19 protein-coding genes are annotated in these 24,224 nt (G+C 68.0%); 13 read left to right on the plus strand and 6 right to left on the minus strand.

Annotated features, from left to right (window positions below):
- Nucleotides 1-156 precede the first annotated feature (156 nt).
- From DW307_RS17130 to DW307_RS17145, 4 genes are read left to right on the plus strand one after another with little or no spacing between them, the layout of a single operon-like run.
- Nucleotides 157-1,617, plus strand: coding sequence for a pyridoxal phosphate-dependent decarboxylase family protein (locus DW307_RS17130; RefSeq protein ID WP_275090568.1), 1,461 nt, complete (start codon nt 157-159; stop codon nt 1,615-1,617).
- Nucleotides 1,614-2,939, plus strand: coding sequence for a lysine N(6)-hydroxylase/L-ornithine N(5)-oxygenase family protein (locus DW307_RS17135; RefSeq protein WP_136025298.1), 1,326 nt, complete (start codon nt 1,614-1,616; stop codon nt 2,937-2,939). The genes DW307_RS17130 and DW307_RS17135 overlap by 4 nt, the downstream gene beginning before the upstream one ends.
- Entirely contained in the window at nt 2,936-3,517 is a 582-nt protein-coding gene (locus DW307_RS17140; protein ID WP_081859712.1) for a GNAT family N-acetyltransferase, read from the plus strand. Before DW307_RS17135 ends, DW307_RS17140 begins: the two co-directional genes overlap by 4 nt.
- Nucleotides 3,514-5,301 carry an IucA/IucC family protein gene (locus DW307_RS17145; protein ID WP_081859711.1) on the plus strand — a complete coding sequence of 596 codons (1,788 nt, stop codon included), beginning with the start codon at nt 3,514-3,516 and terminating at the stop codon, nt 5,299-5,301. The genes DW307_RS17140 and DW307_RS17145 overlap by 4 nt, the downstream gene beginning before the upstream one ends.
- A 96-nt stretch (nt 5,302-5,397) precedes the next feature.
- Here the strand turns inward: DW307_RS17145 and DW307_RS17150 are convergent, their stop codons facing one another.
- Nucleotides 5,398-6,333 carry a LysR family transcriptional regulator gene (locus DW307_RS17150; protein WP_021198155.1) on the minus strand — a complete coding sequence of 312 codons (936 nt, stop codon included), beginning with the start codon at nt 6,331-6,333 and terminating at the stop codon, nt 5,398-5,400.
- Nucleotides 6,334-6,404: 71 nt separating this feature from the next.
- On the opposite strand from DW307_RS17150, the gene DW307_RS17155 reads away from it, so the two are divergent.
- Both DW307_RS17155 and DW307_RS17160 read left to right on the plus strand, forming a co-directional pair.
- Nucleotides 6,405-8,135 carry an L-aspartate oxidase gene (locus DW307_RS17155; protein ID WP_136025299.1) on the plus strand — a complete coding sequence of 577 codons (1,731 nt, stop codon included), beginning with the start codon at nt 6,405-6,407 and terminating at the stop codon, nt 8,133-8,135.
- Nucleotides 8,136-8,237: 102 nt separating this feature from the next.
- Nucleotides 8,238-9,032, plus strand: coding sequence for an APH(3'') family aminoglycoside O-phosphotransferase (locus DW307_RS17160; protein WP_136025300.1), 795 nt, complete (start codon nt 8,238-8,240; stop codon nt 9,030-9,032).
- Nucleotides 9,033-9,046: 14 nt separating this feature from the next.
- On the opposite strand, the gene DW307_RS17165 is transcribed toward DW307_RS17160, so the two are convergent.
- Complete coding sequence (locus tag DW307_RS17165; protein ID WP_136025301.1) at nt 9,047-9,343, minus strand: hypothetical protein; 297 nt, start codon at nt 9,341-9,343, stop codon at nt 9,047-9,049.
- Between the two features lie 126 nt (nt 9,344-9,469).
- On the opposite strand from DW307_RS17165, the gene DW307_RS17170 reads away from it, so the two are divergent.
- The 5 genes from DW307_RS17170 (at nt 9,470) to DW307_RS17190 (ending at nt 14,014) form a co-directional block, all read left to right on the plus strand.
- On the plus strand, nt 9,470-10,966 hold the full coding sequence (locus DW307_RS17170) for an L-serine ammonia-lyase, iron-sulfur-dependent, subunit alpha (RefSeq protein ID WP_021198151.1): 1,497 nt from the start codon (nt 9,470-9,472) through the stop codon (nt 10,964-10,966).
- A 68-nt stretch (nt 10,967-11,034) separates the two neighbouring features.
- A complete protein-coding gene (locus DW307_RS17175) occupies nt 11,035-11,787 on the plus strand; it encodes an AAA family ATPase (protein ID WP_021198150.1) in 753 nt (250 codons plus the stop codon).
- Nucleotides 11,788-11,829: 42 nt separating this feature from the next.
- Nucleotides 11,830-12,426 (plus strand): TetR/AcrR family transcriptional regulator, encoded by a 597-nt coding sequence (locus DW307_RS17180; RefSeq protein ID WP_136025302.1) that lies wholly within the window; start codon nt 11,830-11,832, stop codon nt 12,424-12,426.
- 71 nt (nt 12,427-12,497) lie between these two features.
- Nucleotides 12,498-13,283: an ABC transporter ATP-binding protein gene (locus DW307_RS17185; protein WP_136025303.1), complete on the plus strand. Its 786-nt coding sequence runs from the start codon at nt 12,498-12,500 to the stop codon at nt 13,281-13,283.
- Nucleotides 13,280-14,014: an ABC transporter permease gene (locus DW307_RS17190; RefSeq protein WP_136025304.1), complete on the plus strand. Its 735-nt coding sequence runs from the start codon at nt 13,280-13,282 to the stop codon at nt 14,012-14,014. Before DW307_RS17185 ends, DW307_RS17190 begins: the two co-directional genes overlap by 4 nt.
- A gap of 19 nt (nt 14,015-14,033) precedes the next feature.
- On the opposite strand, the gene hrpB is transcribed toward DW307_RS17190, so the two are convergent.
- The 3 genes from hrpB to DW307_RS17205 all read right to left on the minus strand — a co-directional run bounded on the left by hrpB (nt 14,034) and on the right by DW307_RS17205 (nt 19,090).
- Nucleotides 14,034-16,589: an ATP-dependent helicase HrpB gene (hrpB, locus tag DW307_RS17195; protein WP_136025305.1), complete on the minus strand. Its 2,556-nt coding sequence runs from the start codon at nt 16,587-16,589 to the stop codon at nt 14,034-14,036.
- Nucleotides 16,590-16,795: 206 nt separating this feature from the next.
- Complete coding sequence (locus DW307_RS17200; protein WP_136025306.1) at nt 16,796-18,412, minus strand: SPFH domain-containing protein; 1,617 nt, start codon at nt 18,410-18,412, stop codon at nt 16,796-16,798.
- A 249-nt stretch (nt 18,413-18,661) separates the two neighbouring features.
- On the minus strand, nt 18,662-19,090 hold the full coding sequence (locus DW307_RS17205; protein ID WP_021198144.1) for a MarR family winged helix-turn-helix transcriptional regulator: 429 nt from the start codon (nt 19,088-19,090) through the stop codon (nt 18,662-18,664).
- A gap of 474 nt (nt 19,091-19,564) precedes the next feature.
- Here DW307_RS17205 and DW307_RS17210 point away from each other — a divergent pair, with 474 nt between their 5' ends.
- Nucleotides 19,565-20,212: a TnsA-like heteromeric transposase endonuclease subunit gene (locus tag DW307_RS17210; protein WP_168441057.1), complete on the plus strand. Its 648-nt coding sequence runs from the start codon at nt 19,565-19,567 to the stop codon at nt 20,210-20,212.
- A gap of 434 nt (nt 20,213-20,646) precedes the next feature.
- Nucleotides 20,647-22,368 (plus strand): SIR2 family protein, encoded by a 1,722-nt coding sequence (locus DW307_RS17215; RefSeq protein WP_168441058.1) that lies wholly within the window; start codon nt 20,647-20,649, stop codon nt 22,366-22,368.
- A gap of 194 nt (nt 22,369-22,562) precedes the next feature.
- On the opposite strand, the gene DW307_RS17220 is transcribed toward DW307_RS17215, so the two are convergent.
- Nucleotides 22,563-24,116 carry an SIR2 family protein gene (locus tag DW307_RS17220; RefSeq protein WP_168441059.1) on the minus strand — a complete coding sequence of 518 codons (1,554 nt, stop codon included), beginning with the start codon at nt 24,114-24,116 and terminating at the stop codon, nt 22,563-22,565.
- Nucleotides 24,117-24,224: the final 108 nt, after the last annotated feature.

Raw genomic sequence — 24,224 nt, forward strand, 5'->3', positions numbered from 1 at the left:
CTTCGGTGGGGGCCGTTTCTGCGTTTCTGCCCGCTGTCATCGGTCCTCGATGCTGCCGCATCCGCCCACGTCCGCATCCGCCCACGTCGCGAGTTTTTCTATACAGTCTAAAAATCATATGTAGGATAGGCAAACCTAACTTAGGAGTTGTCCATCGTGACTGAGTTGCTCACTTCCTCGACCGTCGACGTCTACCGCTCCCAGATCGCACGCACGGCGTCTCGGGTGGCCGCAAGGTTCACCGAAACCACACAACCCACTTCCGGCGCCTCGCTCGCAGAACTGCAGAATCTCGTCGATCGGGTCGACCTCGCCGGCTCCGGCATCGGCACCGCGTCGGCCATCCGTGAGATCGATGATCTCTTCCTCGCCCACGCCGTGTGGTTTCACCACCCCCTGTATGCGGCGCACCTGAACTGCCCGGTGGCGCTCCCCGCCGTCGCGGCCGAGACGATCCTCGCCGCGGTCAACACCTCGGTCGACACCTACGATCAGTCGACGGTGGGCACGCTGATGGAGCGTCGGCTGATCGAGGCCGTGACGGGATGGGTGGGGTTCGCCTCGGGCGACGGCATCTTCACCTCCGGGGGCACGCAGTCGAACCTCCATGCGCTGTTCCTCGCCAGAGAGGCGGCACTGGCGGCGGTCGGCGGCTCGCGTACGACGTCGATGTCTCGCTTGGTCGTCTTCGCCACGGCATCCAGTCATTTCAGCGTCGGCAAGTCGTCGCTGCTGCTCGGCCTCGCCGACGATGCGGTCATCGAGGTGGCCGACGACAGCGCAGGGCGGATGCTTCCGGCTGACCTCGATGCGGCGGTCTCTGCGGCTGTGGCGGAGGGACGGGTGCCCATCGCTGTCGTCGCCACCGCAGGCACGACGGACCGCGGCATGATCGACCCGCTCGCGAGCATCGCCGCGGTGTGCGACGCCCGCGGTCTGTGGCTGCACGTCGACGCTGCCTACGGAGGAGGACTCCTGGTCTCGTCCCGGCGCCGGCACCTTCTTGCAGGCATCGAACGGGCACGGTCCGTCACCGTCGATTTCCACAAGAGCTTCTTCCAGCCCGTCTCCTCCAGCGCCCTGCTCGTGCGCGACCCCCGGGATCTGGTTGCGGGCGCCTGGCACGCCGATTACCTCAACCCGCGGGAGAACGACGAACCCAATCAGGTGGACAAGTCGCTGCAGACCACGCGCCGTTTCGACGCGCTGAAGCTGTGGGCGACGCTCCGATCGATGGGGACGGCGCAGGTCGGCGAGCTGTTCGACGCGGTCATCGATCTCGCCACGGCCGCCGGCGATCTGGTCGACGCCGATCCCGAACTCGAGCTGGTGGGTCGCACCCAGCTCAGCACCGTGCTCTTCCGCGCGCGTCCCGGGGATGTGCCGCCCGCAGTGCAGGATGAGCTCGTCGCGGGGGTCCGGCGCGTGCTCTTCGAATCCGGCCGTGCACTCGTCGCGAAGACGGTGATCGACGGACGGCCCTGCCTGAAACTGACTCTCCTCAACCCGGAAGCCACCCTCGACGACGTCCGAACGATCCTGGACATCGTGAAGGACGCGGCGACTGCTCTCGCGGGCATATCGCCGGATCTCGTCGCCGCGGAGGCGACGGCATGACCGCGCACGTGCACGACGTCGTCGGCATCGGCATCGGCCCGTTCAACCTGGGGCTCGCCTGTCTCGCGGATCCGCTCGGGGTGGACGCGGTGTTCCTCGACCGTGCGGAATGCTTCCGATGGCACCCCGGGATGATGATCGAGGGCTCGACCATCCAGGTGCCGTTCCTGGCCGACCTGGTCACTATGGCCGATCCCACCTCGCGCTTCTCCTTCCTCAACTGGTTGAAGCAATCGGGGCGGCTCTACCCGTTCTACATCCGTGAGAGCTTCTATGCGCTGCGTACCGAATATGACGCGTACTGCCGCTGGGCGGCCGAGCAGCTGCACCAGCTGCACTGGAATCACGAGGTCGTGCGGGTCGAGCATGACCCTGTCGACGACGTCTACATCGTGCAGGCGATGCGCACCGACACCGGCGAGGAGCGCACACTGCGCGCCCGACACGTCGTCGTCGGGGTCGGCACGAGCCCCACGATCCCGACGGCTCTCCGCGACATCTCCGGCCGTGCCGTGCACAGCTCGGCATACCTGGAGAATCGTGATGCGCTTCGTGCGACGGATTCGATCACGGTGGTCGGCAGCGGCCAGTCGGCGGCCGAGATCTACCGCGATCTCCTCGAGGGTGCGCGCGACGGCGGCTATCGTCTCGACTGGATCACCCGGTCGCCGCGGTTCTTCCCCATGGAGTACACGAAGCTCACCCTGGAGATGACCTCACCGGAGTACACCGATCACTTCCATGGCCTTCCCCTCGCGCTGCGGCAGCACCTGAGTCGGGAGCAGCGGAGCCTCTACAAGGGTGTCTCCGCCGACCTCATCGACGACATCTACGACACCCTCTATCGGCTCAGCGCCGAAGGTCCAGTGCCCACGACGCTCCTCGCCGACACCGAGGTCACCGCCGCCGAGTGGGACGGCGTGCGCTTCCGGCTCTCGTTGCGGCACGGCCAGCTCGGAGAGCAGCACGACAGGGAGACGGCCTCGCTCATCCTCGCCACGGGGTACTCTGCCCAGACGCCGCCTTTCCTGCAGGGCATCGCCGACCGTCTGGACTGGGATGCCCTGGGCAGGATGGACGTCGCGCGCGACTACAGCGTCGACGGCGGACGCGGGCGGGTCTTCGTGCAGAACGGTGAAGAGCACACCCATGGGTTGACCGCCCCGGACCTCGGCTTCGGCGCCTGGCGCAACTCGTCGATCCTCTCGTCGATCCTCGGTCGAGACGTCTACCCGATCGAGCGCCGCATCGCGTTCCAGGACTTCGGTGTCCCCGCCGATGCCCTCCGGGAGTCCACCGTGCCCGGGGCGGTCGTGCGATGACGACGACGACCGGGATCGGAGTATCGCTCACCGTCGCCAGCCCCCTTCGGGACGCGGCTATCCTGCACCGCTGGCTGGCCGATCCCCATTCGGCGTACTGGGGCATGACCGACCTGGATGTCCCCGCCGTCGCGGCCTATCTCGCCGCTGTCGATGCTGATCCCGCCCAGCAGGCGTGGCTCGGGCTGGTCGACGAGGTCCCGCTGTTCTACGCCGAGACCTATGACCCGGCGCAGGTGCTGCTGACAGAGGTCCACGACGCGGTGCCGGGCGACATCGGCATGCACGTCCTGGTGTCGCCTCCGGGCGAGGACCCCCGACACGGGCTGACCGATGCGGTGTTCGCCGCCGTGATGTCGTGGTGCTTCGATGAGCTCGGCGCGGAGCGCGTGGTCGTCGAACCGGATGTGCGCAACGCGCGCATCCGCGCGAAGAACGTGCGCGCCGGCTTCGAAGAGGTGCGCCACGTCGTCATCGACGAGGGCGGGCACCTCAAGACCGCGATGCTCTCGGTGTGCACCCGCGCCGGCTTCGCGGCGTCCGAACTGATCCGCCTCGACCGAGAGGGACGCGCATGATCGCCCCCGCCGCCCACCTGACGATCGATTCGCTGGAGCGCGCACAGCGTCACCTGGTGGCCAAGGCTCTCGCGGAGTTCAGTCACGAACGGCTGATCGCCCCGGAGCCCTCCGGCGATGGTTGGCGCGTCGGTGTGCCTTCCTCCGCCGTCGAGTACCGGTTCCGCGCCATGCGTACCGAGCTGGAGCACTGGATCATCGAGGAGAGCAGCGTCCGTCGCCTCATCGACGGTGCGGATGCCGTGCTGGACGCGCAGCAGCTGATCCTCGAGCTGCAGCCGACCCTCGGCCTGTCGGATGAGCTTCTCCCGTTGTACCTGGAAGAGATCGCCTCCACGCTCGCCGGCTCGATGTTCAAGATCGCGCGGGGTGGGCCGTCGGCGCGGGAGCTGGCCGGCGCCGACTTCCAGACGATCGAGGCGGCAATGACCGAGGGGCACCCTGGTTTCGTCGCGAACAACGGGCGCATCGGCTTCGGTGTCTCGGATCATGCCACCTTCGCTCCCGAGGCCGCCCGGTCGTTCCGCCTGGTGTGGGTCGCCGCGCGGCGGTCAGCATCGCATCTGGCCCTCGGCGCCGATCTCACCGAGGAGACCCTGCTTTCGGGCGAGTTGAGTCCGACCGAACGCGATCGCTTCGCCACCCGTCTTCGCGACCTCGGCGAGGAGCCGGCCGACTTCCACCTGCTGCCGGTGCACCCGTGGCAGTGGGAGAACCGCGTGACCATCACCTTCGCTCCCGACCTCGCCCGACGCGACCTCGTCTACATCGGCGAGAGCGAAGACGACTACCGCGCCCAGCAATCGGTGCGCACCATGTTCAACGTCTCGCATCCGCATCGGCACTACGTGAAGACGGCTCTCGCTGTGCAGAACATGGGGTTCCTTCGGGGGCTCTCTCCGGCGTACATGCGTGTCACACCCGCGATCAACGACTGGGTGGCCGCGCTCGTGGCCGCCGACCCGACATTCGCGGATGCCGGCTTCCGAGTGCTCCGGGAGCGCGCGTCGATCGGCTACACGGGCGACGTGTACCACCGCACCGCACAGCCGTCCGCCCACCGCAAGATGCTGGCCGCCCTCTGGCGCGAGAGCCCGGTGCCGTTGGCAGCCGGGGCTGAGCGACTGGCGACTCTGGCGTCGCTCCTGCATCGCGACAGCGAGGGCGTCTCGGTGGTCACCACGCTCATCCGTGCTTCCGGTATCCCCGCGACCGCGTGGGTCCACCGGTTCCTTCGCGCGTATCTCCGGCCGATCGTGCACAGCCTGCTGGCCCACGATCTCGCGTTCATGCCGCACGGCGAGAACCTCATCCTCATCCTCGAGGGGAACGTGCCGACCGGTGTGTTCATGAAGGACATCGGTGAGGAAGTGGCGCTCCTGTCCGAGCGCACGCTGCCGGAGGAGGTGCGACGCATCGTCGCCCCCGTCGGCGACGAGGAGAAGGCGCTCGCCGTCTTCACCGACGTCTTCGATGGGGTGCTCCGGCACCTGGCGGGCATCCTCCACATCGACGGCACCCTGACTGAGGGGGACTTCTGGCGCCTGGTCGGGGAGACGGTCGATGAGCATGCCGATGGGCATCCCGACCTTGAGTCACTCGTCGACCTGCGGGCCGATGCATTCGCCCATTCGTGCCTGAATCGTCTGCAACTGCGCAACACGCTGCGCATGGTGGACCTCGCGGACCAGTCCGCTTCCCTCATGTACGCCGGAACGCTCGACAATCCCATCGGTCGGGCGCGCAGCTCGTCGCCCATTCCGCTGTCGCCCCAGGGAGGGTGAGCGGATGACCAGCGGTGGTTCGCGATGCCCTCGGCATTCCGCGCATCCGGGTGATGGATGGGCGGGACCGTGGATGTGCGGTCTCGCGGAGCGCGATCAGAGCAGGCTGGTGATCGCCGGGTCGCGGTCGGCGACGTCTGCGGCGGTGGCGACGATCACCTGGCGGATCGCGGCGACGGCGACGGCCGGCGTGACGTCTGCACGGTGGGCGAGGCTCACCGTGCGGGTCATCATGGGGTGCGTCAGTCGCACCGAACGAAGAGCGGGGCGATCGAGCAGAACCATGGCCGGCACCACCGCGACGCCGACGCCGCGCTCGACGAAACGCAGCACCGCATCCATCTCGGCGCCCTCGAGCACATGGGTGGGTCGGAGTCCCTCGGCGCGGAAAGCCGCATCGGTGGTGGCTCGAAGCTCGTAGGTCTCGTCGAGGGCGATCAGGGGGAGGGTGGCGAGGTGGTGAAGCGTCATCGACGCCGAACTCGACACCGGTGGCTCGCTCGCGGCTGAGACGACGACCAGCTCCTCGGTGAGGAGCGGGGTCCGCGTCAGGCTGAATCCCGAGGGAGGAGGTCCTTCGGACTCGGTGATGAGGGCGATGTCGACGGCGCCGACCGCGAGCTCCTCGACGAGCCGGCGAGAGCCGCTCTCCGTCAGGTGCAGATCGATGCCGGGATGCGCGGAATGGAAAGCGCGGATGGCCTCGGCGACCAGGCTGATGCAGAGTGTCGGAGGGGCGCCCAGGCGCACGCGTCCACGGCGGAGTCCGGCCAGCTCGCCCATCTCGTCACGGATGGCGTCGGCCTCGGCGAGCATGCGCTGCGCGCGGGGGAGGAGGGTCTCGCCGGCGGCCGTGAGAGCGATGTGGCCGCGTGCGCGGTGGAACAGTTCCGCGCCCAGTTCGCGTTCGAGCGTGGAGATCTGCCGGCTCAACGACGGTTGCGCCAGATGCAGGTGCTCGGAGGCGCGGGTGAAGTGTCCGAGACGCGCGACCTCGACGAACCCGCGGAGTTGCTCGAGGTTCATGACCATAGCCTACCCGCATCGTTTCAACTCGAACTATGCATTGGAGTTATTAGGATCCCCTAACTAGCGTGGATCGCATGGCTACGCGCGAACGACAGATATCCACCACGGTCCTCGTCATCGGCACTGGGGGGTCGGGTCTGCGGGCGGCGATCGAGATCGCCGAACACGGCGTGGACGTGCTCGCCGTGGGGAAACGACCGCGGCAGGATGCGCACACGTCGCTCGCCGCCGGCGGCATCAACGCGGCACTCGGCACGATGGATGCCGACGACAGCTGGCAGCAGCACGCAGCCGACACCATCAAGGAGAGCTACCTTCTCGCAAACCCGCACACCGTCGAGATCGTGACGCAGGGTGCCGAGCGTGGCATCCGCGACCTCGAGCGCTGGGGCATGGACTTCGCCCGCGAAGACGACGGCCGCATCTCGCAGCGCTTCTTCGGCGCCCACACCTTCCGCCGCACCGCGTTCGCCGGCGACTACACGGGTCTCGAGATCCAGCGCACCCTCGTGCGCAAGGCCGAGCAGCTCGAGGTCCCGATCCTCGACCACGTCTACATCACGCGCCTGCTCGTGCGCGACAACGTCGTGTTCGGCGCCTACGGCTTCGACCAGGCCGACGGCACCCGCTACCTCATCCACGCGGACGCCGTGATCCTCGCCGCGGGCGGACACAACCGCATCTGGCGCCGCACCTCGTCCCGCCGCGACGAGAACACCGGCGACTCCTTCCGTCTCGCGGTGGACGCCGGCGCGCGGCTCCGCGACCCCGAACTCGTGCAGTTCCATCCGTCGGGCATCATCGAGCCGGAGAGCGCAGCGGGAACCCTGATCTCCGAGGCCGCACGCGGTGAAGGCGGAATCCTCCGCAACGCCCTCGGCGAGCGATTCATGGCGAAGTACGACCCCGAGCGGATGGAGCTCTCGACCCGTGACCGCGTCGCGCTCGCCGCGTACACCGAGATCCAGGAAGGGCGCGGCACCGAGAACGGCGGCGTCTGGCTCGACGTCTCGCACCTGCCGCGCGAGACGATCATGACCCGTCTGCCGCGCGTCTATCAGACGATGATGGAGCTGCAGATGCTCGACATCACGACCGATCCGATCGAGATCGCGCCGACCGCGCACTACTCGATGGGCGGCGTCTGGGTGCGTCCGGAAGACCACCAGACCGACGTCGACGGCCTCTATGCGATCGGCGAGGCGTCGAGCGGTCTGCACGGCGCGAATCGTCTCGGCGGCAACTCGCTCATCGAACTCCTCGTCTACGGACGCATCGTCGGTCAGGCGGCAATGGAGCATGCGGCGGGGCTCGACGCGCAGCGCCGGTCGGCGACCGTGGTGGCGGAAGCGCGGGCCGAGATCGACGATCTGCTGGCGGCCGAGGGGCGCGAGAACGTCCGTGCCCTGCAGCGCGCGATCCGCAACCTCATGACCGAGTACGCCGGTGTGGTGCGCTCGGAGGAGGGGCTGCGCGCCGGTCTCGCCGACCTCGACATGATCGAGGGGCGCATGGAGGACATCGGCATCCACCCCGACATCGCCGGGTTCCAGGACCTCGCGCATGCGTTCGACCTCAAGGCATCGGCACTCGCCGCCCGGGCCACCCTCGAGGCCGCGCTGGAGCGGCGGGAGACCCGCGGATGCCACAACCGCAGCGACTTCCCCGACACCGATCCCACGTTGCAGGTGAACCTGGTGTGGTCGCCGAAGGACGGCGTGACCCGTGAGGCGATCCCAGAGATCTCGCCGGAGATCGCGGAGCTCATGCGCGAGGTCGACACCGCGGGCAAGCTCGTCGAGTAAGAGCACACTGCGGCTGCTTCCGGTCGTACCTGCTGTCGTCCCGCCGACGATCGGGCAGCATCAGGTGCGACCGGAGCGGATCCGGTGCGGGAGGATGAGCAGATGCACATTCCCGCAGAACTGCTCCCCGATGGTGCGGACTGGCTGCCCGTGGAGAGCGGCGAGTCGGGCGCGGCCGTGCTTCGCGATGAGGCCGGTGGGCGATACGTCAAGGTGGTCCCCTCGTCGCAGGTGGACGAACTGGCGGCCGAGCGCGACCGGATCGCATGGCTCGCGAGCGTCGGCATCCCCGGTCCGTCGGTGATCGAGTGGCGTCTCACCGCGCACGGCGGTGCCCTCGTGACCTCTGCGGTGGAGGGAGTCCCCGCCGACCGGCTCGATGCGGCCGGTCTGCGTGCGGCGTGGCCGGCGATCGCCGACATCCTGCGGCGTCTCCACGCCGTCCCGGTGTCCGACTGCCCCTACGGCCAGGGAGTGGACGGGATGATGACGGCAGCCAGAGCGACGGTCGCCGAGGACCGGGTGCAGACCGAGTTCCTGCCCGTCGCGCTGCAGGATGTGCCGCCGTCGCGGATCCTCGCCGGCCTCGAGAGCGAGCTCCCGCGACGGATCGTCCAGGAGCAGGCAGAAGCGGTGGTCTGCCACGGCGACTTCTGCCTGCCGAACATCCTGATCGCGCCCGACGGCTCGCACGTCGCCGGACTCATCGATGTCGGCCGGCTCGGGCGTGCCGACCCCTACGCCGACATCGCCCTGCTCCTGGCGAACGCCCGCGAGACGTGGCCCGACGAGAGCACCGCCCGTCGGGCGGACGACGACTTCGCTGCGCGGTACGGCATCGATCTCGACTCTGCCCGTCAGGACTTCTACCTGCGGCTCGACCCGCTGACCTGGTAGCGCGGTTGCGGGTCTCAGCCGGCCTGCGGCTCTTCCGTGTCGACCACGCCGATGCCGACCGCCTCGTGATCGGGCTCGGGCTCGTCGCGCTTCGGGGCCTTGGGTTCCTCGCCCGGGGCCTTCTCGGTGCTCGGCTCTTCGAGGTCTTCGGTGCGGGGCACCTCGTTCGGGTCGGCGTCTTCGGGGGAGTCGGCTTGTGCCGGTGTCGTGACCTCGCCGTCGCTCGTGTCGGAGGTCGGGGTGGGAGTCGGAGTCTGCGCCTCGGCGGAGAGCTCGTCGGTGGGCTCGGGCTCGGGAGTGCTGTCGGTCACGGGGACCCCTTTCGATAATGTCGTCCGCTCAGGATGCCTCGGCGGCGGATGGGGCTGTAGGGGGTTGACGGGACGGCGAGTTAACCTCGGTGAACCGAAGTCGCCGATCCGGCGTAGCCTGGAGGGGTGACTGCGTACGTCTCGGCCTTCGACCTCTTCTCCATCGGAGTGGGGCCTTCGAGCTCCCATACGGTCGGACCGATGCGAGCGGCTCTCGACTTCGCACGACGACTCACTGCGACGGGCGTCCTGCCGCAGGTCACCCGCATCGGAAGCACACTGTACGGCTCCCTCGGCGCGACGGGAATCGGGCACGGGACGCCGGATGCCGTCGTCGCCGGCCTCCGCGGACTCGCGCCGGAGACCTGCGACCCCGCCGAGGTGCGCTCGGCCTGGACCGACCTGCCGGCACAAGCCGTGATCCGCATCGACGGCGCGCACGACGTGCCCTTCGCGAAGGACGACATCGTCTTCGCGCCGCGCACCCGGCTTCCCGGTCACCCGAACGCCATGACCATCACCGCCTGGGACTCCGCGGAGCAGGTCGTCGCCGAGGAGACCTACTACTCGGTGGGCGGCGGGTTCATCCGGCGCGATGGCGAGGAGGCGAAGCTCACGACCTCGGGATTCCCGTACTCGTACGCGGATGCCGCGTCGCTGCTCGCGCTCTGTGACGAGAACGGGCTCTCGATCGCCGAGGTGGCCCGACTCAACGAGACCTCGCTGCGCAGCGAGGAAGAGGTCGCGGCCGGCCTCGACGCGATCTGGGACGCGATGTCGGGGTGCGTGGATGCGGGTCTCCACGCCGACGGCACGCTTCCCGGCATCCTCAAGGTCAAGCGGCGGGCCGGAGTGATCCGCGGCCAGCTCGAAGAGGTCGAGGCCGACGGCCATCGTGAGCTTCCGGGTGAGTGGCTCGGCGCCTTCGCGCTCGCGGTCAACGAGGAGAACGCCGCGGGTGGCCGCGTGGTCACGGCGCCGACGAACGGTGCCGCCGGAATCCTCCCGGCCGTCGCGATGTACTGGTGGCGGTTCCTCGCCGACTCCGGACTCGGGGCGGGCAACGCGGTCACGCCCTACGGCGAGCTGGTCGGCAGCGCACTCCTCGGGTTCGAGTCGGACGTGCGCGCGGTGAGCGACGGGAGCGACCTCGATGAGGAGCAGACCGCCGAGGCGAACCGTCGCCGTGGCATCCGCCGCTTCCTGCTGACCGCGACGGCCCTCGGGTCGTTGTTCAAGGCCAACGCGTCGATCTCCGGGGCGGAGGGCGGATGCCAGGCCGAGGTCGGCTCCGCCTGCGCCATGGCAGCCGGCGGCTTGACGGCGGTGATGGGCGGCACGAACCGCCAGATCGAGAACGCCGCCGAGATCGCGATGGAGCACCACCTCGGTCTCACGTGCGACCCCATCGGCGGACTCGTGCAGATTCCGTGCATCGAGCGCAACGCGATCGCCGCGTCGACGGCCGTGACCGCCGCCCGCCTCGCCCTGCGCGGCGACGGCAGCCATTACGTCTCCCTGGATGCGGTCGTCGAGACCATGCGCCAGACCGGGGCCGACATGTCGACGAAGTACAAGGAGACCAGCGAGGGCGGCCTCGCGGTCAACGTCATCGAGTGCTGACGGTCCTCGGTCGCGCGGGTGTCCCCGGATGCCGGTAGCCTCCACGAGACGACACGCGGAGGATCACGATGGATGAGTTCTGGGAGCCGGCCTCCCGCCGTCGACGTCAGCAGCCCGTCGTGGCGGTGCGCCCGAACGACGACGCCCCCGCACCCGGCGCAGGATGGCCGACGAGCATCCCCGCCGTCGCCCAGGTGCTGAGGGAGGGGATCGACCTCGACCCCGGCGTCACGTTCCTGGTCGGCGAGAACGGCAGCGGCAAGTCGACACTGGTCGAGGGGATCGCGATCGCCTATGGGCTCTCTCCCGAGGGCGGTTCCCGCCAGGCCAGGCACACCACGCGCGCGACCGAGTCGCCGTTGTCGGACTGGCTGCGGCTGCAGCGGGGCGTGGGGGCGAATCGGTGGGGTTTCTTCCTCCGCGCCGAGACGATGCACTCGTTCTACACCTACCTGGAGGAGAACCCCTCGGCCCGCGGCGACGTCCCGTTCCACGAGATGAGTCACGGCGAATCGTTCCTCGCCCTGCTGGAGAGCCGATTCGACGAGCCGGGCTTCTACTGCCTCGACGAGCCGGAGGCGGCGCTGTCCTTCAACTCGACGCTCGCGCTCATCGCCGTGCTCCGTCGCATCGCCGATGAGGGCGGCCAGGTGCTGTGCGCGACGCATTCGCCGGTGCTCGCTGCTCTTCCCGGCGCGAAGATCCTCGAAGTGGGGGAGTGGGGTGTGCGGCCGGCGGAGTGGGACGACCTCGAGATCGTGAACCACTGGCGCTCGTTCCTCGAGCATCCGACCCGCTACCTCCGCCATCTGCTCGACTGACTTGCGCGCCGTGCCCTCGTCGCGCGTCATAGGCTGACGGACATGACCGAGCAGAAGCCCGCGCGGCGGCGTGGCCGCCCCCGGGGCGTCTCCGACTCGCGAGCGCGCATCATCGCGGCTGCGGTCGACGACTTCGGTGAAAAGGGATACGACGGCGCGACGATCCGCTCCATCGCCGCCAGGGCCGGTGTGGATTCTGCCCTCGTGCATCACTACTTCGGCACCAAGGCCGATCTCTTCGCAGAAGCCGTGGGCATTCCGCTGCGACCGGATGTCGATGTGCCGGGGATCCTCGCGGGTCCGCGTGACGAGATCGGCGACCGGCTGATCCGGTACGTCCTCGAGGCGTTCGAGCAGCCCGAGGTGCGACGTCGGGGAGTCATGCTGCTGCGCACTGCGATCGGCAGTCGGCTCACGACCCCGCTGCTGGCGGGCTTCCTGTCGCGCGAACTTCTGTCCCGGGTGGCTCGGCGCCTCGACGTCGACGACGCCGATCTGCGCGCCTCGCTCGTCGCCTCGCAGATCGCCGGGCTGCTGATCGCACGCTATGTGCTCCGGCTGCCGGCGCTTGCGGCGGCACCGATCGATGAACTCGTCTCCCGTCTCGGCCCGACCTTGCAGCGCTACCTCTTCGACTGACGCCGAACGTCGGCATCGGGTGTCTGCGGACCCCGTTGACGCGGACGACGGGCGGGCGCATAATTCATCACATGATGAATAACTCCGCCGTCGAGATCGCGCAGCTGCGTGTGCGTCGCGGGGCGGTGCACGTGTTCGACGGGATCGACCTCGCGATCCCCCGCGGCCAGATCACGGGCCTGCTGGGCCCGTCCGGATGCGGCAAGACCACGCTCATGCGCTCGATCGTCGGGGTGCAGAAGATCGCTTCGGGTGACGTGAAGGTACTGGGTGAGCCGGGAGGGTCGCGACAGCTGAGACACCGCGTCGCGTACGGCACGCAAGGAGCATCGGTGTACGGCGACCTCAGCGTGCGCCAGAACCTCTCGTACTTCGCTTCGCTGCTCAAGGCGCCCAAGGGCGACGTCGATCGGGTCATCGACGAGGTGGGTCTCGGCCCGCAGGCGGGGCAACTCGTGGACTCTCTGAGCGGAGGGCAGGCGACGCGGGTGTCGCTCGCGGTGGCCCTCATCGGTGCGCCCGAGCTCGTCGTGTTGGACGAGCCGACGGTGGGACTCGACCCCGTGCTGCGCGCCGAGCTCTGGACCCTCTTCCGCGCCCTCGCGGATCGAGGGGTGACGCTCATCGTGTCGAGTCACGTGATGGACGAGGCCGTGCGCTGCGACCGGCTGCTGCTGATGCGCGAGGGGCGGATCATCGCTGACACGACTCCGACCTCGCTCCTCGCCGACACCGGCACGACCGACGCCGAGGCCGCGTTCCTCGTGCTGATCGAGCGCGACCGCGCGGCTGGTGTCGGCGACACGAGGCGATCGCGCCGAGGAGCGCGCGACCAGCAGGAGGAGGCCGGAGAATGAACGGCCGCCGGACGTTCGCCACCGCCGGACGCGTTCTCACCCAATTGCGGCACGACCCGCGGTCGATCGCGCTGATGCTCATCGCGCCGAGTCTGCTCGTGGGCCTCTTCGCCTGGCTGTTCAGCGATCAGGACGGCGTCTTCGATCAGTTCGGCGGCGCGATCCTGGCGCTGTTCCCGTTCATCGTGATGTTCCTCATCACCTCGATAACGACCCTGCGCGAGCGCCGTTCGGGCACCCTCGAACGCCTGATGACGACACCGCTCGAGAAGGCCGACTTCATCCTCGGGTACGCGCTCGCGTTCGGTCTGATGGCTCTGCTGCAGGCGGTGATCACGGTGTCGTTCGCCGTCGGGGTGTGCGGGCTCGACGTCGAAGGTCCGCTCTGGCAGCTCGGCCTGGTCGCGGTGGTCGACGCGCTGCTCGGTACCGCGCTCGGTCTGTTCGCGAGCGCGTTCGCGCAGACCGAGTTCCAGGCGGTGCAGTTCATGCCGCTGCTGGTCTTCCCGCAGATCATCCTCGGCGGGCTCTTCATGCCGCGAGATCAGATGCCCGATGTGCTGCACGCGATCTCCGACTGGCTTCCGCTGAGCTACGCGATCGACACGATCAACGCGGTCGCCGCGGGCGACGAGGGGTGGGATGTCTTCGGTCCGCTGCTGATCGTCGTGGCCTTCGCGGTCGGCGCTCTCGTGCTCGCCTCGCTGACACTGCGGCGGCGCACCCGCTGACTCCCGTCCCGGTCGGTGTTCAGCGCGCGGCGCGGTTCTTGGTGTGCTTGGTCGGTGTGGCGGCCCACGGATCCTCGGGCCAGGGATGCCTCGGGTAGCGCCCCCGCATCTCGGCGCGGACCTGTGTGTAGGGGCCGGACCAGAACGAGGCGAGGTCGTCGGTGACCGCGAGCGGACGCCCTGCGGGGGACAGCAGGTGGAACAGCACCGGTACCCGTCCGTCGACGAGGCGGGGGGTCTCCGCCCAGCCGAAGCACTCCTGGAGCTTCACGGCGACGACAGGACGTGACGTCGGGTCGCCGTCGGGTTCGGGGTAGGTGATGCGGACGCGGGATCCGCTGGGCACCTCGAGGCGCTCAGGCACGAGGTCGTCGAGTCGCACCGCTTCGGGCCACGGCAGCAGCCGACGAAGAGCCGACAGCAGGTCCAGGCGATCCACGGGGGTGCCGGATGCCAGGGCGTCGAGCTCGGACGCCAGCCAGGTGTCGAGGGTCTCTATCAGTCCGGCGTCCGAGACATCGGGCCACGGATCGCCGAGCTCGCGTCGTAGCATCGCCAGACGGCGGCGCAGTCCGTCGGCGGCGTCGGGCCAGCTGAACAGCGTGAGTCCGTCGCGCCGGAGCACACGACGCACGGCATCCCGCCCCTCCTGGGCCGATGCCCGCACCGGCACCGATGTGCGCAGGATCGCACCGATCCGGCGTTCGCGTCGGGCCTGGACACGACCTCCGACGAAGTCTGCCTCGACGCGGTCGGTCATCAGGTGGCTGGCGGCCTGCTCCATCTGCAGCTCGGTGAGCGCCGCAGCGGAGCGGATGATCGCACCGGACCCGGCCGCCGCACGGCCGGAGGCACGGGTCACGTCGGCGACGGCGAGCCATTCGACGGCCGCGAGCGGGCCCGTCACCCCTGCGCGTGTCCCGGAGGCGAGCAGGTACGTCGCTCCGGTGGCGGTGCGCTCGACGCGGTGGGCGATGCGCTCGGGAAAAGCCAGCGCGATCACGAGGCCGACCCCGTCGAGGTCCGCGCGCACGCCCGGCGCCGGGCCGATCATTCGTTCGAGGCGGTTCGCGTCGTCTCGCCATCGGCGGGCGTCCGGGGTCTGCCCGCTTCTGAGGGCGATGAGGGCCCGCGCGATGTCGGCCTCGGGGCTTCGCAGATCGCCACCCACGAGCGCGACGACCTCGGCCGCCAGACGGCTGCCGACCGTCGGGCTGCCGTCGCGCAGAGCACGGGCCAGCCGGGGATCGGTCGGGATGCGCGCCAGTGCACGTCCCTCGGCGGTGGCGCGGCCCTCGTCGTCGATCGCGCCGATGCCGTGCAGAACAGCGATGGCGTCGGCCTGGTGGGCGGCGGGCAACGGGTCGATCATCCGCAGGCCGGTTCCACCCGGGGTACCCCAGCACGCGAGCAGGAGCGCGGCATCGGCGAGGTCGACCACGGCCAACTCCGGCACCGGACGGGCGGGTGCCGCCGCGTACGAACGCTCGTCGACGCAGCGGATCACCGCGCCGGGGCCCTGGCGCGTGGCGCGTCCGGCCCTCTGCACGCACGACGAGCGAGGCGCAGCGCTGGTGACCAGGCCCGTCATGCCGCGGGCGGCGTCGCGCTGCGGATACCGCGACAGGCACGTGTCCACGACCAGACGGACGCCCGGCACGGTGAGCGAGGATTCGGCGAGCGACGTCGTGATGATGATGCGCGGACGGTCTTGCGGTGTACGGCCCCGGATCACGGCGTCCTGTTCGGCCGGGGGAATGCGGCCGTGAAGTTCCCGCACGTCGAACCTGTCGCCGGCATCGCGGACGCGGCGGGCGATCTCCGCCACCTCGCGGGCACCAGGGGCGAAGACCAGTACGTCGGCATCGGGCTTCTCGCGGACCAGATCCCGTGCCGCCGATACCGTGACCGCCGCGACGTGGTCGAGGAATCCCCACGTGACACCGCGCTCGTCGAGCCGGGGCACGGGGCTCGGTGCCCAGCGTTCGGCGAGAGGGAAGGCCGGGACGTCGTGGTCGACGATCGGCGCCGGTGTCGCATCCGTGGCGATGACGGAGGCGAGGCGTGTCGCGTCGAGGGTGGCGGACATCGCGATGACCATGAGGTCATCGCGCAGCTCCCGCACCTCGGAGAGCAGACCGATCAGCAGATCGGTCTCGAGCGCGCGCTCGTGCACCTCGTCGATGATCACGGCATCCACGCCGTCGAGCCCTGGGTCGTCGAGCATGCGTCGAAGCAGCACGCCGGCGGTGACGAACTCGACCCGTGTCTCCGGACCGGCCGCGCGCTCGCCGCGGACGGTGAAGCCGACGCGTGCGCCGAGGGGCGAGCCGTCGAGGTGGGCGAGTCGGCGGGCGGCGGCGCGGGCGGCGACACGGCGAGGCTGGGTGACGATCACCCGACCGCTGCGCCGTGAGGCCACGAGCGGCGGTACGAGTGTGGTCTTGCCGGTGCCCGGGGGCGCGGTCACGACGACCGACCCGCTCGTGTCGAGCGCGGCCGAGACCTCGTCGAGGGCGGCCGCGAACGAGAGCCCCGCGCCGATGGCGGCGAGGTCGAATGCGGCGGGGGTCATCCGTCCAGTCTGCCGGGTCGGGCGACGTCCGGAGCCGTTCGGAACTCAGGAGATCTGCGAGGGATTCGGCGGAGCGGACAGTACGGCGCGTCCACGGGGGCAGGTGTCCTGAGTCGTGAACCGGGGACGGCGGTGCCCGCTCCGGAAACAGCGGATGCCGCGACCGGGTCGGTCGCGGCATCCGCCGAAGTGCTCTGCTGCTCCGCCTACTCTGCTGCGGGAGCTGCGGGGGTTGCGGAAGCGGGCGGTGGTGGAGTGGTCGGCGTCGACACTCGGGGCGCGGGTGCGGGTGCGGGCGGCGTAGCCTCGGCGACTCCTGCACCGAAGCCGCGGCCGACGGCCTGACCCTGGATGATCCCGGCGAGGTCGAGCCCTGTTGCCGAGTGGACGCTGTCGAACACCGAGCGCAGGGCCTTCGCGCTGTCGGCGCCGACGACGTTCGACGCGCCGTCTTCGCCGGAGCTGCCGATGATCGACACGTTGCCGATCGCCGCGTAACCCTTGGAGAACTCGGCCATGATCGACGGCAGCACCTCGAGCACGCGCTGCGAGAGGAACGCGTCCTGGTTCGAGGCGATGGCCTTCGCCTCCGCCTCGAGAGCGGCGGCACGGGCATCACCCTCGGCGCGGATGGCGTCGGCCTCAGCGCTGGCGCGCAGACGGCGGGCTTCGGCCTCGGCTTCTGCCTGAGCACGCAGCGCGTTCGCCTCACCGCTGGCCTTGGCGATCGCGGCCGCGGCCTCACCGTCGGCACGAGCCTTGTCGGCCTGCGCCTGCTGCTCGGCGATGCGGGTGCGGGCCTCGGCCTGCTTGACCTGCTCGATCGCCGCAGCCTCGGCGGCGCGCTCGCGCGTGTAGAGCTCGGCCTGTGCGCGGGTCTCGGCCTCATACCGCTGCGCATCGGCGACGCGCTTGACGTCGGCGTCGAGCTGGGCCTGCTTGTTCTCGGCCTGCTGCTGCAGAACGGCCTGCTCAGCCTGAGCACGAGCCAGCGCCTCGGCCTGCTCGGCTTCGGCACGGGCGCGGCCGATCCCGGAGTCGGAGTTGGCCGTGTTGGTGTCGAGCGCGGTCTGCTCGATCAGGTTGGCTTCCTTGTTGGCGATGTTCTTCTGGTTGATCGCACGGTCGGCGTTGGTCTGCGAGATTTCGGCGGCCTGACGCTTCGCCTGGATCTCGGGAGCGCCGAGGGACTGGATGTAGCCGACCTTGTCGGTGATGCCCTTGATCTGGAACGAGTCGAGGATCAGGCCCTGCTCGGCGAGCTCCTGCGAGACGTCGGCGGCGATCTGGTCGGAGAACTTCTTCCGCTCGCGCATCAGCTCGACGACGGAGAGCGTGGCGACGATGCCGCGGAGGGCACCTTCGAGCTGCTCGGTCGTGAACTGCTCGATGGCCTTGTCCTGAGAGGCGAATCGCTCGGCCGCGCGGCGCACGTACAGGGGGTCGGAGCCGATCTTCACGATCGCGACGCCGTCGACGTTCAGTGTGACGCTGTCGAGTGACTGGGCCTCGGCGTTGAGGGACACCTGCCGCGAGCGCAGCGAGATGATCTCGTGGCGCTGCGTGATCGGGTTGACGAGCGACTTGCCGTTCACGATGACCGTGACGGGCGACTCCGCCAGCTCGGAGCTGGTCGTGCCGTCGGCGGCGATGACCGCGCGCTGGATCTTCTGCTTGCGGCCCGAGATGACGAGTGCTTCGTCGGCTCGCGCGACCTTGATCCAGCTGCGTGCGAACAGCAGCAGGATGAGCAGCAGAACGACGGCGACGACGACCGCGATTCCGACGATGACGAGGATGCCGACGATTCCGGCGATCTCCATGAATGACCTCCCTGGTCCCCCGAAGGGGCGGTCCCGAGCGCGCCGTGGTGCGCGCCTTCGCCCCCCACCCTGCCAGAAATGCAGAGAGGCCGTTCCGGGGGGCATCGTGGTGGGCGGGAAACTCCACGTCGGGAGGAAGGTCTTCGGCCATACGTCCGCCCGACGAGGAGATCTCCTCCTGCGGGGGTGCGGGCAGGGGCTGGTCAGGGTGTGCGGGCAGGGGAGGTGCCGAGGCCGAGGCCGAGGGCGTCAGCGGGCGCGGAGCTTCTCCGCGAGGTCGCGCAGGGCGCGCAGCTCGTCGTCGTCGAGACGGGACATGCGGTCGGCGATCGAGCGCCCGTGCACGGTGGCGAGCGAGCGGAAGGCCCGGGCCCCCTCGTCCGTCGCCCGGATCAGCGCACCGCGACCGTCGTCGGGGTCGGCGCACTTCGCCACGAGTCCTCGCGTGACCATGCGGTCGACCAGGCGCGAGACGCTGGGCTGGCTGATCAGCATGTTCGAGGTGATGTCGCGCAGTCGCGCTGTCATGTCGGGGGAGCGGGTGACGGTGAGCAGCACGTCGTACTCTGCCTGCGCGATATCGCTGTGCTCGAAGTCGCTCATCATCTCGGTGAACAGCTCGTGCTGCGCGCGGAACAGGCTCTCCCAGGCCTCCAGGGCGAGCTTGCGATCGGTCATCCTCACAGAATAGTGCGAACAGTAAAGGGCCGGTCGGAGAGGCTCCCGACCGGCCCTTGTCCCTTGCACCAAGAGTGTCCTGCAATCACATGCGGTGAGTGCCACAGCAAACATTCACCGTGTGATCACTGTATAACGGCGATATAACGAATGCAACGGTTTGGTCACGAAATTTCTCGATCTCAGGCGACGGTCGGCGCCTTCACCCTGTCGATTCCGTCGACAGTTGGCAGTACGGACATCACAGTTGGCAGTGACTGTTCGTAGTTGGCAGTAGAGACAACCTTCTTTGTGCATGAGCGGTGTGTCGCGTCTGCCGAGCGGTCGGTGGGTCTAGCTGGCGAAGCGAAAGCACCATGAGGCAACAGGAAAGCACCATGACGCAACAGGTATGACAACCGATCGCGGAGGAGCCCACTTCACATGCTCATGTCCACGGTGTTACCCGCTCGCGAAGCAGGGTCGTCTCGATGCATGGTCGAGGCTGATGTCGGAGGGCGGCGCGTGACGGTCGACGCCCTGGACATGGGCGATTTCGTGGTGGGAAGTCTGCATCAGGTGCGCAGCTCGCCGTCCTGGAAAGGCAAGAAGAACTACTCGGGCTACTACTGGGCTGCCGCGACCCGACGCCACCATTGGTTCGAGTCGCTGTACGAGCAGTCGGCGTTGGCCGCGGTCGATCGTCATCCAGGACGTCGAGAGATCTGCACCCAGCCGTTTGTCCTGACTTGGGATGACGGACGCCTCCACATTCCGGATATCTGTGTTCGATTCGATAGCGGTGCGTTGATGGTGGTCGACGTTCGCCCTCGAACTCGCATCGATGAACGGGCGGCGGAATCCTTCGCGAGGACGAGGGCAGTGTGCGAAACAGCTGGTATCGCCTATCGGTTGTTCGCTGACGCGAGCCCTCAGGAGATCGCGAACCTGCGATTTCTCAGCGGGTACCGCTTCACCCGTTGGCAACTGACAGACGTTGAGCGGAACATCCTCAGCTCTTCTCCCAACAAGATCCGAGCGATCCGCGACTGGATGAGATTCTCAAGTCCTGCGATAGACCGTCGGCGGGTTTGGTGTACTCCGCTCTCTGGGGCGGTGAGCTTGAACCACCGGGGCAAGTGACGCGTCGGATTCTTCGTTCCACCGTCGTGTCCTCCACCTTCTTTCACGGTTGGTTCCAGCCGATTCAGTTCGACTTCGAGAATCTGTCAGGGGTGGTGATCACCAAAGGGTGATCTCGGCTTCCGGACTCCTGACTAGGTTCGTGCCATGAACCTGCACGATTTCTGAACTCCGGCGGAGCCCAGATCACGGGGCCGCGCTGTATGAGTGGCTCGAGGATCGGTGGTCAGTGACACGCCAACTGCGCACGAATGCTCGGGAGTAACGCTGTAGCGCTCACGAAGAGTGGCTGATTCGCTCCTGCCGGGGTGTTCTGACGGGCCGCAGCGCGGTGCGCAGGTGTCGGAGGGGACTGCCAGACTGGCCGCATGGCTGCGATTAGAGGTTTGTCCCCGCTAGTGTCCTTGGCGACGTCAGTGCATTCGCAACCAGGTGTGTATGCGGTGATGTTGGGTTCCGGCGTCTCGACCGGCGCCGGGCTGCTGACCGGCTGGGGCGTCGTGACGGAGCTCGTGGCTCGTGTCGCAGCCGCATCGGCTCCTGATGATGCGGATGCCGTTTCCGCTGCGCGGGCTGACCCGGAGTTGTGGTGGAGCCAGAACGGTGAGGGAGAGCTGGGTTACTCATCGTTGCTGGAGCAACTGGCTCCGTCCGCGGCGGCTCGGCAAGGGTTGCTCGCAGGATTCTTCGAGCCCGGCTCGGATGACGAGACGCCGGTGCGGCAGCCGAGCAAGGCGCATCGTGCGATTGCGGAGCTTGTGCGCCGCGGGTCGGTGAAGGTCATCGTTACGACCAACTTCGATCGACTGATGGAACAGGCCCTGGACGCGGTGGGTGTGTCTCCCCAGGTAGTCTCGCGCCCGGAGGCGGTCAATGGGATGGCACCGCTGGCACATTCAGGCGCGACGGTCATCAAGCTGCACGGTGACTATCGAGATCTGGGGACCCGAAACACGCCCTCCGAGCTTTCGGACTATCCCGCGGAATGGACGGGTCTGTTGGACCAGGTGTTCGACGAGTACGGGCTGATCGTGTCCGGCTGGTCGGCGGACTGGGATGTCGCGTTGGTTGGCGCGTTGGAACAGTCGACGTCGCGACGATATCCGCTGTATTGGGACCAGCGCAGCAGTCGCGGCGACACGGCAAAGCGGCTGCTGGCGGGGCGTGGCGGGATAGTGCTTCCCTCATCGAGCGCTGATGACCTGTTCGGTGAGCTCGTCGAGAGCTTGGAAGCGTTGGATAGGTTGTCGACGCCGCCGTTGACCACGGCGATGGCGGTTGCCCGGCTGAAACGGTATCTGCCCGACCCGGTTCGACGGATAGATCTCCACGACCTCGTGATGGGTATCGTCGATGGCGTGGTTAGCTCGATCGCCGCTCAGCCGATCTCTTCCGTGGACGGTGCGGAGGTTACCTGGCAGGTGGTGGACGACGCGATCGATGCTCATGTCCGTTCCATGGATCAGCTCGCGTTGTTGCTGATCGAAGGAGTGTGGCATGACTCCGACGGGGTGCACGACCGGCTGTGGGTCGACGCGGTGCAGCGACTCGTTGATGCCGGAGCGTCGTTTCCGCCGCAGTTCAACCAGATGCTGCGCTCGGTGCGGCTGATCCCGGCGTTGGTGGCCGTCGCGGTTATCTCGATCACCGCGACCCGGCGAAACCGGGAAGGACTGCTGCTCGCGATCGCGACCGAGGTAGAAGGCCATACCCATGCCGGGTTCGAGCAGCAGTCGAACGCCGCGCAGCTCCTTCACTATCAACGGCTGTTCTCGGACGATTGGGCCAAGAACCTGCCGCGCTGGGCGGGCACGAGCGGTTGGGTCTATCCAACCAGCCACCTGTTCGCGACCGAGATCCGTCGCTTCTTCACGGATCTCATTCCGGACGAGGAAGAGTTCCTGATGGCGTATCGCGGGTTCGAGTATCGGATCGGGCTGATCCAGGAGTACACGCCTGGTCATCACGCGATGAGTGGCGAGTATGTTGGCGAGTGGGCATGGCGGGGTGAGGAGCCCCAGGCCGAGTTGGCGTTGCGCAGGCAGGCCGAGCGCGGTCACGTGGGGGCGTGGGATGCATTCTTCGACGGCCAGCTCACGCTCGATGAGGCGCTCATCACCCATCGGGCAATCTTGAAGCGGTATCAGCGGTGGTGAAGTCCGGATCATTTCCTGTCAACTCCGTGAGATCGGGCAGCCTGAGATGATGTCGACCTCGCGCGATCCTGGAAGCCCAGGGAATCCTGGGAGTCCCGGGGACCCGGGCAGCCCCGGGAACCGAGGCTGCTTCTACCGTGACGTGTTTGAAGATCTGTTCTGAGCCTTCTGCATGCAATATCACTGTGCGCGGATCAAGCCGTATCAGGCGCGGGCCTCACTAGCGGGAGGCCCACCTGTGTCTGAAGCTCGGAGGTCAGCGTGCGGCCCGCGATCTCGAGCGTGAGCGTTTCGTACCGTTGGGTCGGCCAGATTCGGAGCGTGATCTTCTCGCCAGCGGGCCATGAGTTCACTCTCGACGGGACGCCGTCGTAGGTCGTCACACGGGATAGGTCGCTGCCTTCGAACTCGGGCGTCACCTGTCCGGCATTGGATCGGAATCCCACGTGGGATAGATGCCGACCGCCATGCTCGATTTCGACGAAGATCGCCCCGTTGTCCGCGGCTGTCGCACTGAGGTCCGCGATGACTATGGTGTCCGCGGAGAGCGGGTCGGTTGAAAGCGCGTGGGGGAGCTGGGTTCTCGCGCCGCCTTGATACCCGAAAACTCGCTGGGGGCGCTCGCTGAGATCGTGCCGCCACGATCCGCCGTACTCGCTGACCAGCTGGCCAAAGAACGACCTGGGCTCGGGATAGGACCAGGTCGGCTCGATGACCCCCACGGTGCGGCTCTCCGATCGGAGCATCCAGTTGCGGATGACGTGGTTGACGTGCGCGTCCGCGAACCGGTAGCCCACGATCACGAGGTGGTCTGCGCGCTCTATCGCTTCCTCTGCAGCGTGCAGCAGTTCGAGGGTCGGACCGTCGGTCGCAAGCTTCTCCCGGTCACCGACCACGATCCAGGGCTGCTCCACCGCTCCGTCCGAAACCGTGAGTCGCGTCGAAGACTGGCTGTGTGCCTCCAGCTCCCAGTCCAGAGAACCATGAATCTTGTGTAGACGAAGTTTCTGCGCGGCGACATCGAACCTGATCCGCTCGCGGGGCCAATCGCCCACGCCTCGTTCAATTGGCACCGAACGCTCGCTCGCGGCCTGCTCAACCGCGAGATCATAATTGAGCGTCACGACGTCGAGCCCTTCCGGCTGTGCCAGGGCGAGATCGACAAGCGGGTAGAGGTAGTCGACGGGCTTCCGCACGCGGAGAAGGGTACCGAGCAAACGCAGTACCCGCAGATCCGCGGTGCGGTAGTCGCCGCGATGCACCGGCCTCTTGGCTCCGTCGGCGAACTCCGCGATGAAGTATCCGATGTTCTCGATCGCGTCCTTCCTGCTCGCAGCGCCACGCCCGCCGCGGTCGCCCCCGTCTATGCCCAGCGCCTGCGACAGGTTCCGGACAAATCGATCAGAGTTCCACTTGTCCGCATAGACTCGACCCTCCGGCAGAATCGGGTCGCGCCACGAACTCACGAATGGTGCGGCCTCGTGCCCCTCGCGCCCGCGAAGAAGGCGCAGCGCAGAGATCAAGCGCTCGATGTTGACCGCCCCGATTGGGTTGCTGCCGTCTCGGGCCGCGTAGTTGAACATCGCCGCGTGAACGAAGTTGATCGCCTTGACCCAAGGTTCGCGGACGTCTGACGGCTGATTGACGGATGTCAACACCTGCTCCGTGAGGTCGGCAGTGAGCGGTATGCCGGCGTCGAACGACGCGCCCGCGCCGAGCAGCACCGCAACTCTTCGGGTCTCTGTCACGATGACCATTCTGTCGCTTTCCAGCCAACAGGTTGAGTTTGACGACTCGCACCCTGGCTCCCGTCGCGCGTGAGGTCAGGCGAGCGAGTGACGTGCATGCGAAATACT

The organism is Microbacterium sp. K27, from assembly GCF_004794435.1.
GTDB lineage: Bacteria > Actinomycetota > Actinomycetes > Actinomycetales > Microbacteriaceae > Microbacterium > Microbacterium maritypicum_A.

Excerpts from the sequence above, each read along its gene's own strand:
- DW307_RS17210 (WP_168441057.1), top strand. The coding sequence starts at position 19,565 with ATGGTCGAGGCTGATGTCGGAGGGCGGCGCGTGACGGTCGACGCCCTG.
- hrpB (WP_136025305.1), bottom strand. The coding sequence starts at position 16,589 with ATGACCCCCGCCGCATTCGACCTCGCCGCCATCGGCGCGGGGCTCTCG.
- DW307_RS17180 (WP_136025302.1), top strand. The coding sequence starts at position 11,830 with ATGACCGAGCAGAAGCCCGCGCGGCGGCGTGGCCGCCCCCGGGGCGTC.
- DW307_RS17205 (WP_021198144.1), bottom strand. The coding sequence starts at position 19,090 with ATGACCGATCGCAAGCTCGCCCTGGAGGCCTGGGAGAGCCTGTTCCGC.
- DW307_RS17175 (WP_021198150.1), top strand. The coding sequence starts at position 11,035 with ATGGATGAGTTCTGGGAGCCGGCCTCCCGCCGTCGACGTCAGCAGCCC.
- DW307_RS17135 (WP_136025298.1), top strand. The coding sequence starts at position 1,614 with ATGACCGCGCACGTGCACGACGTCGTCGGCATCGGCATCGGCCCGTTC.
- DW307_RS17185 (WP_136025303.1), top strand. The coding sequence starts at position 12,498 with ATGATGAATAACTCCGCCGTCGAGATCGCGCAGCTGCGTGTGCGTCGC.
- DW307_RS17155 (WP_136025299.1), top strand. The coding sequence starts at position 6,405 with ATGGCTACGCGCGAACGACAGATATCCACCACGGTCCTCGTCATCGGC.
- DW307_RS17200 (WP_136025306.1), bottom strand. The coding sequence starts at position 18,412 with ATGGAGATCGCCGGAATCGTCGGCATCCTCGTCATCGTCGGAATCGCG.
- DW307_RS17150 (WP_021198155.1), bottom strand. The coding sequence starts at position 6,333 with ATGGTCATGAACCTCGAGCAACTCCGCGGGTTCGTCGAGGTCGCGCGT.
- DW307_RS17140 (WP_081859712.1), top strand. The coding sequence starts at position 2,936 with ATGACGACGACGACCGGGATCGGAGTATCGCTCACCGTCGCCAGCCCC.
- DW307_RS17190 (WP_136025304.1), top strand. The coding sequence starts at position 13,280 with ATGAACGGCCGCCGGACGTTCGCCACCGCCGGACGCGTTCTCACCCAA.
- DW307_RS17160 (WP_136025300.1), top strand. The coding sequence starts at position 8,238 with ATGCACATTCCCGCAGAACTGCTCCCCGATGGTGCGGACTGGCTGCCC.
- DW307_RS17145 (WP_081859711.1), top strand. The coding sequence starts at position 3,514 with ATGATCGCCCCCGCCGCCCACCTGACGATCGATTCGCTGGAGCGCGCA.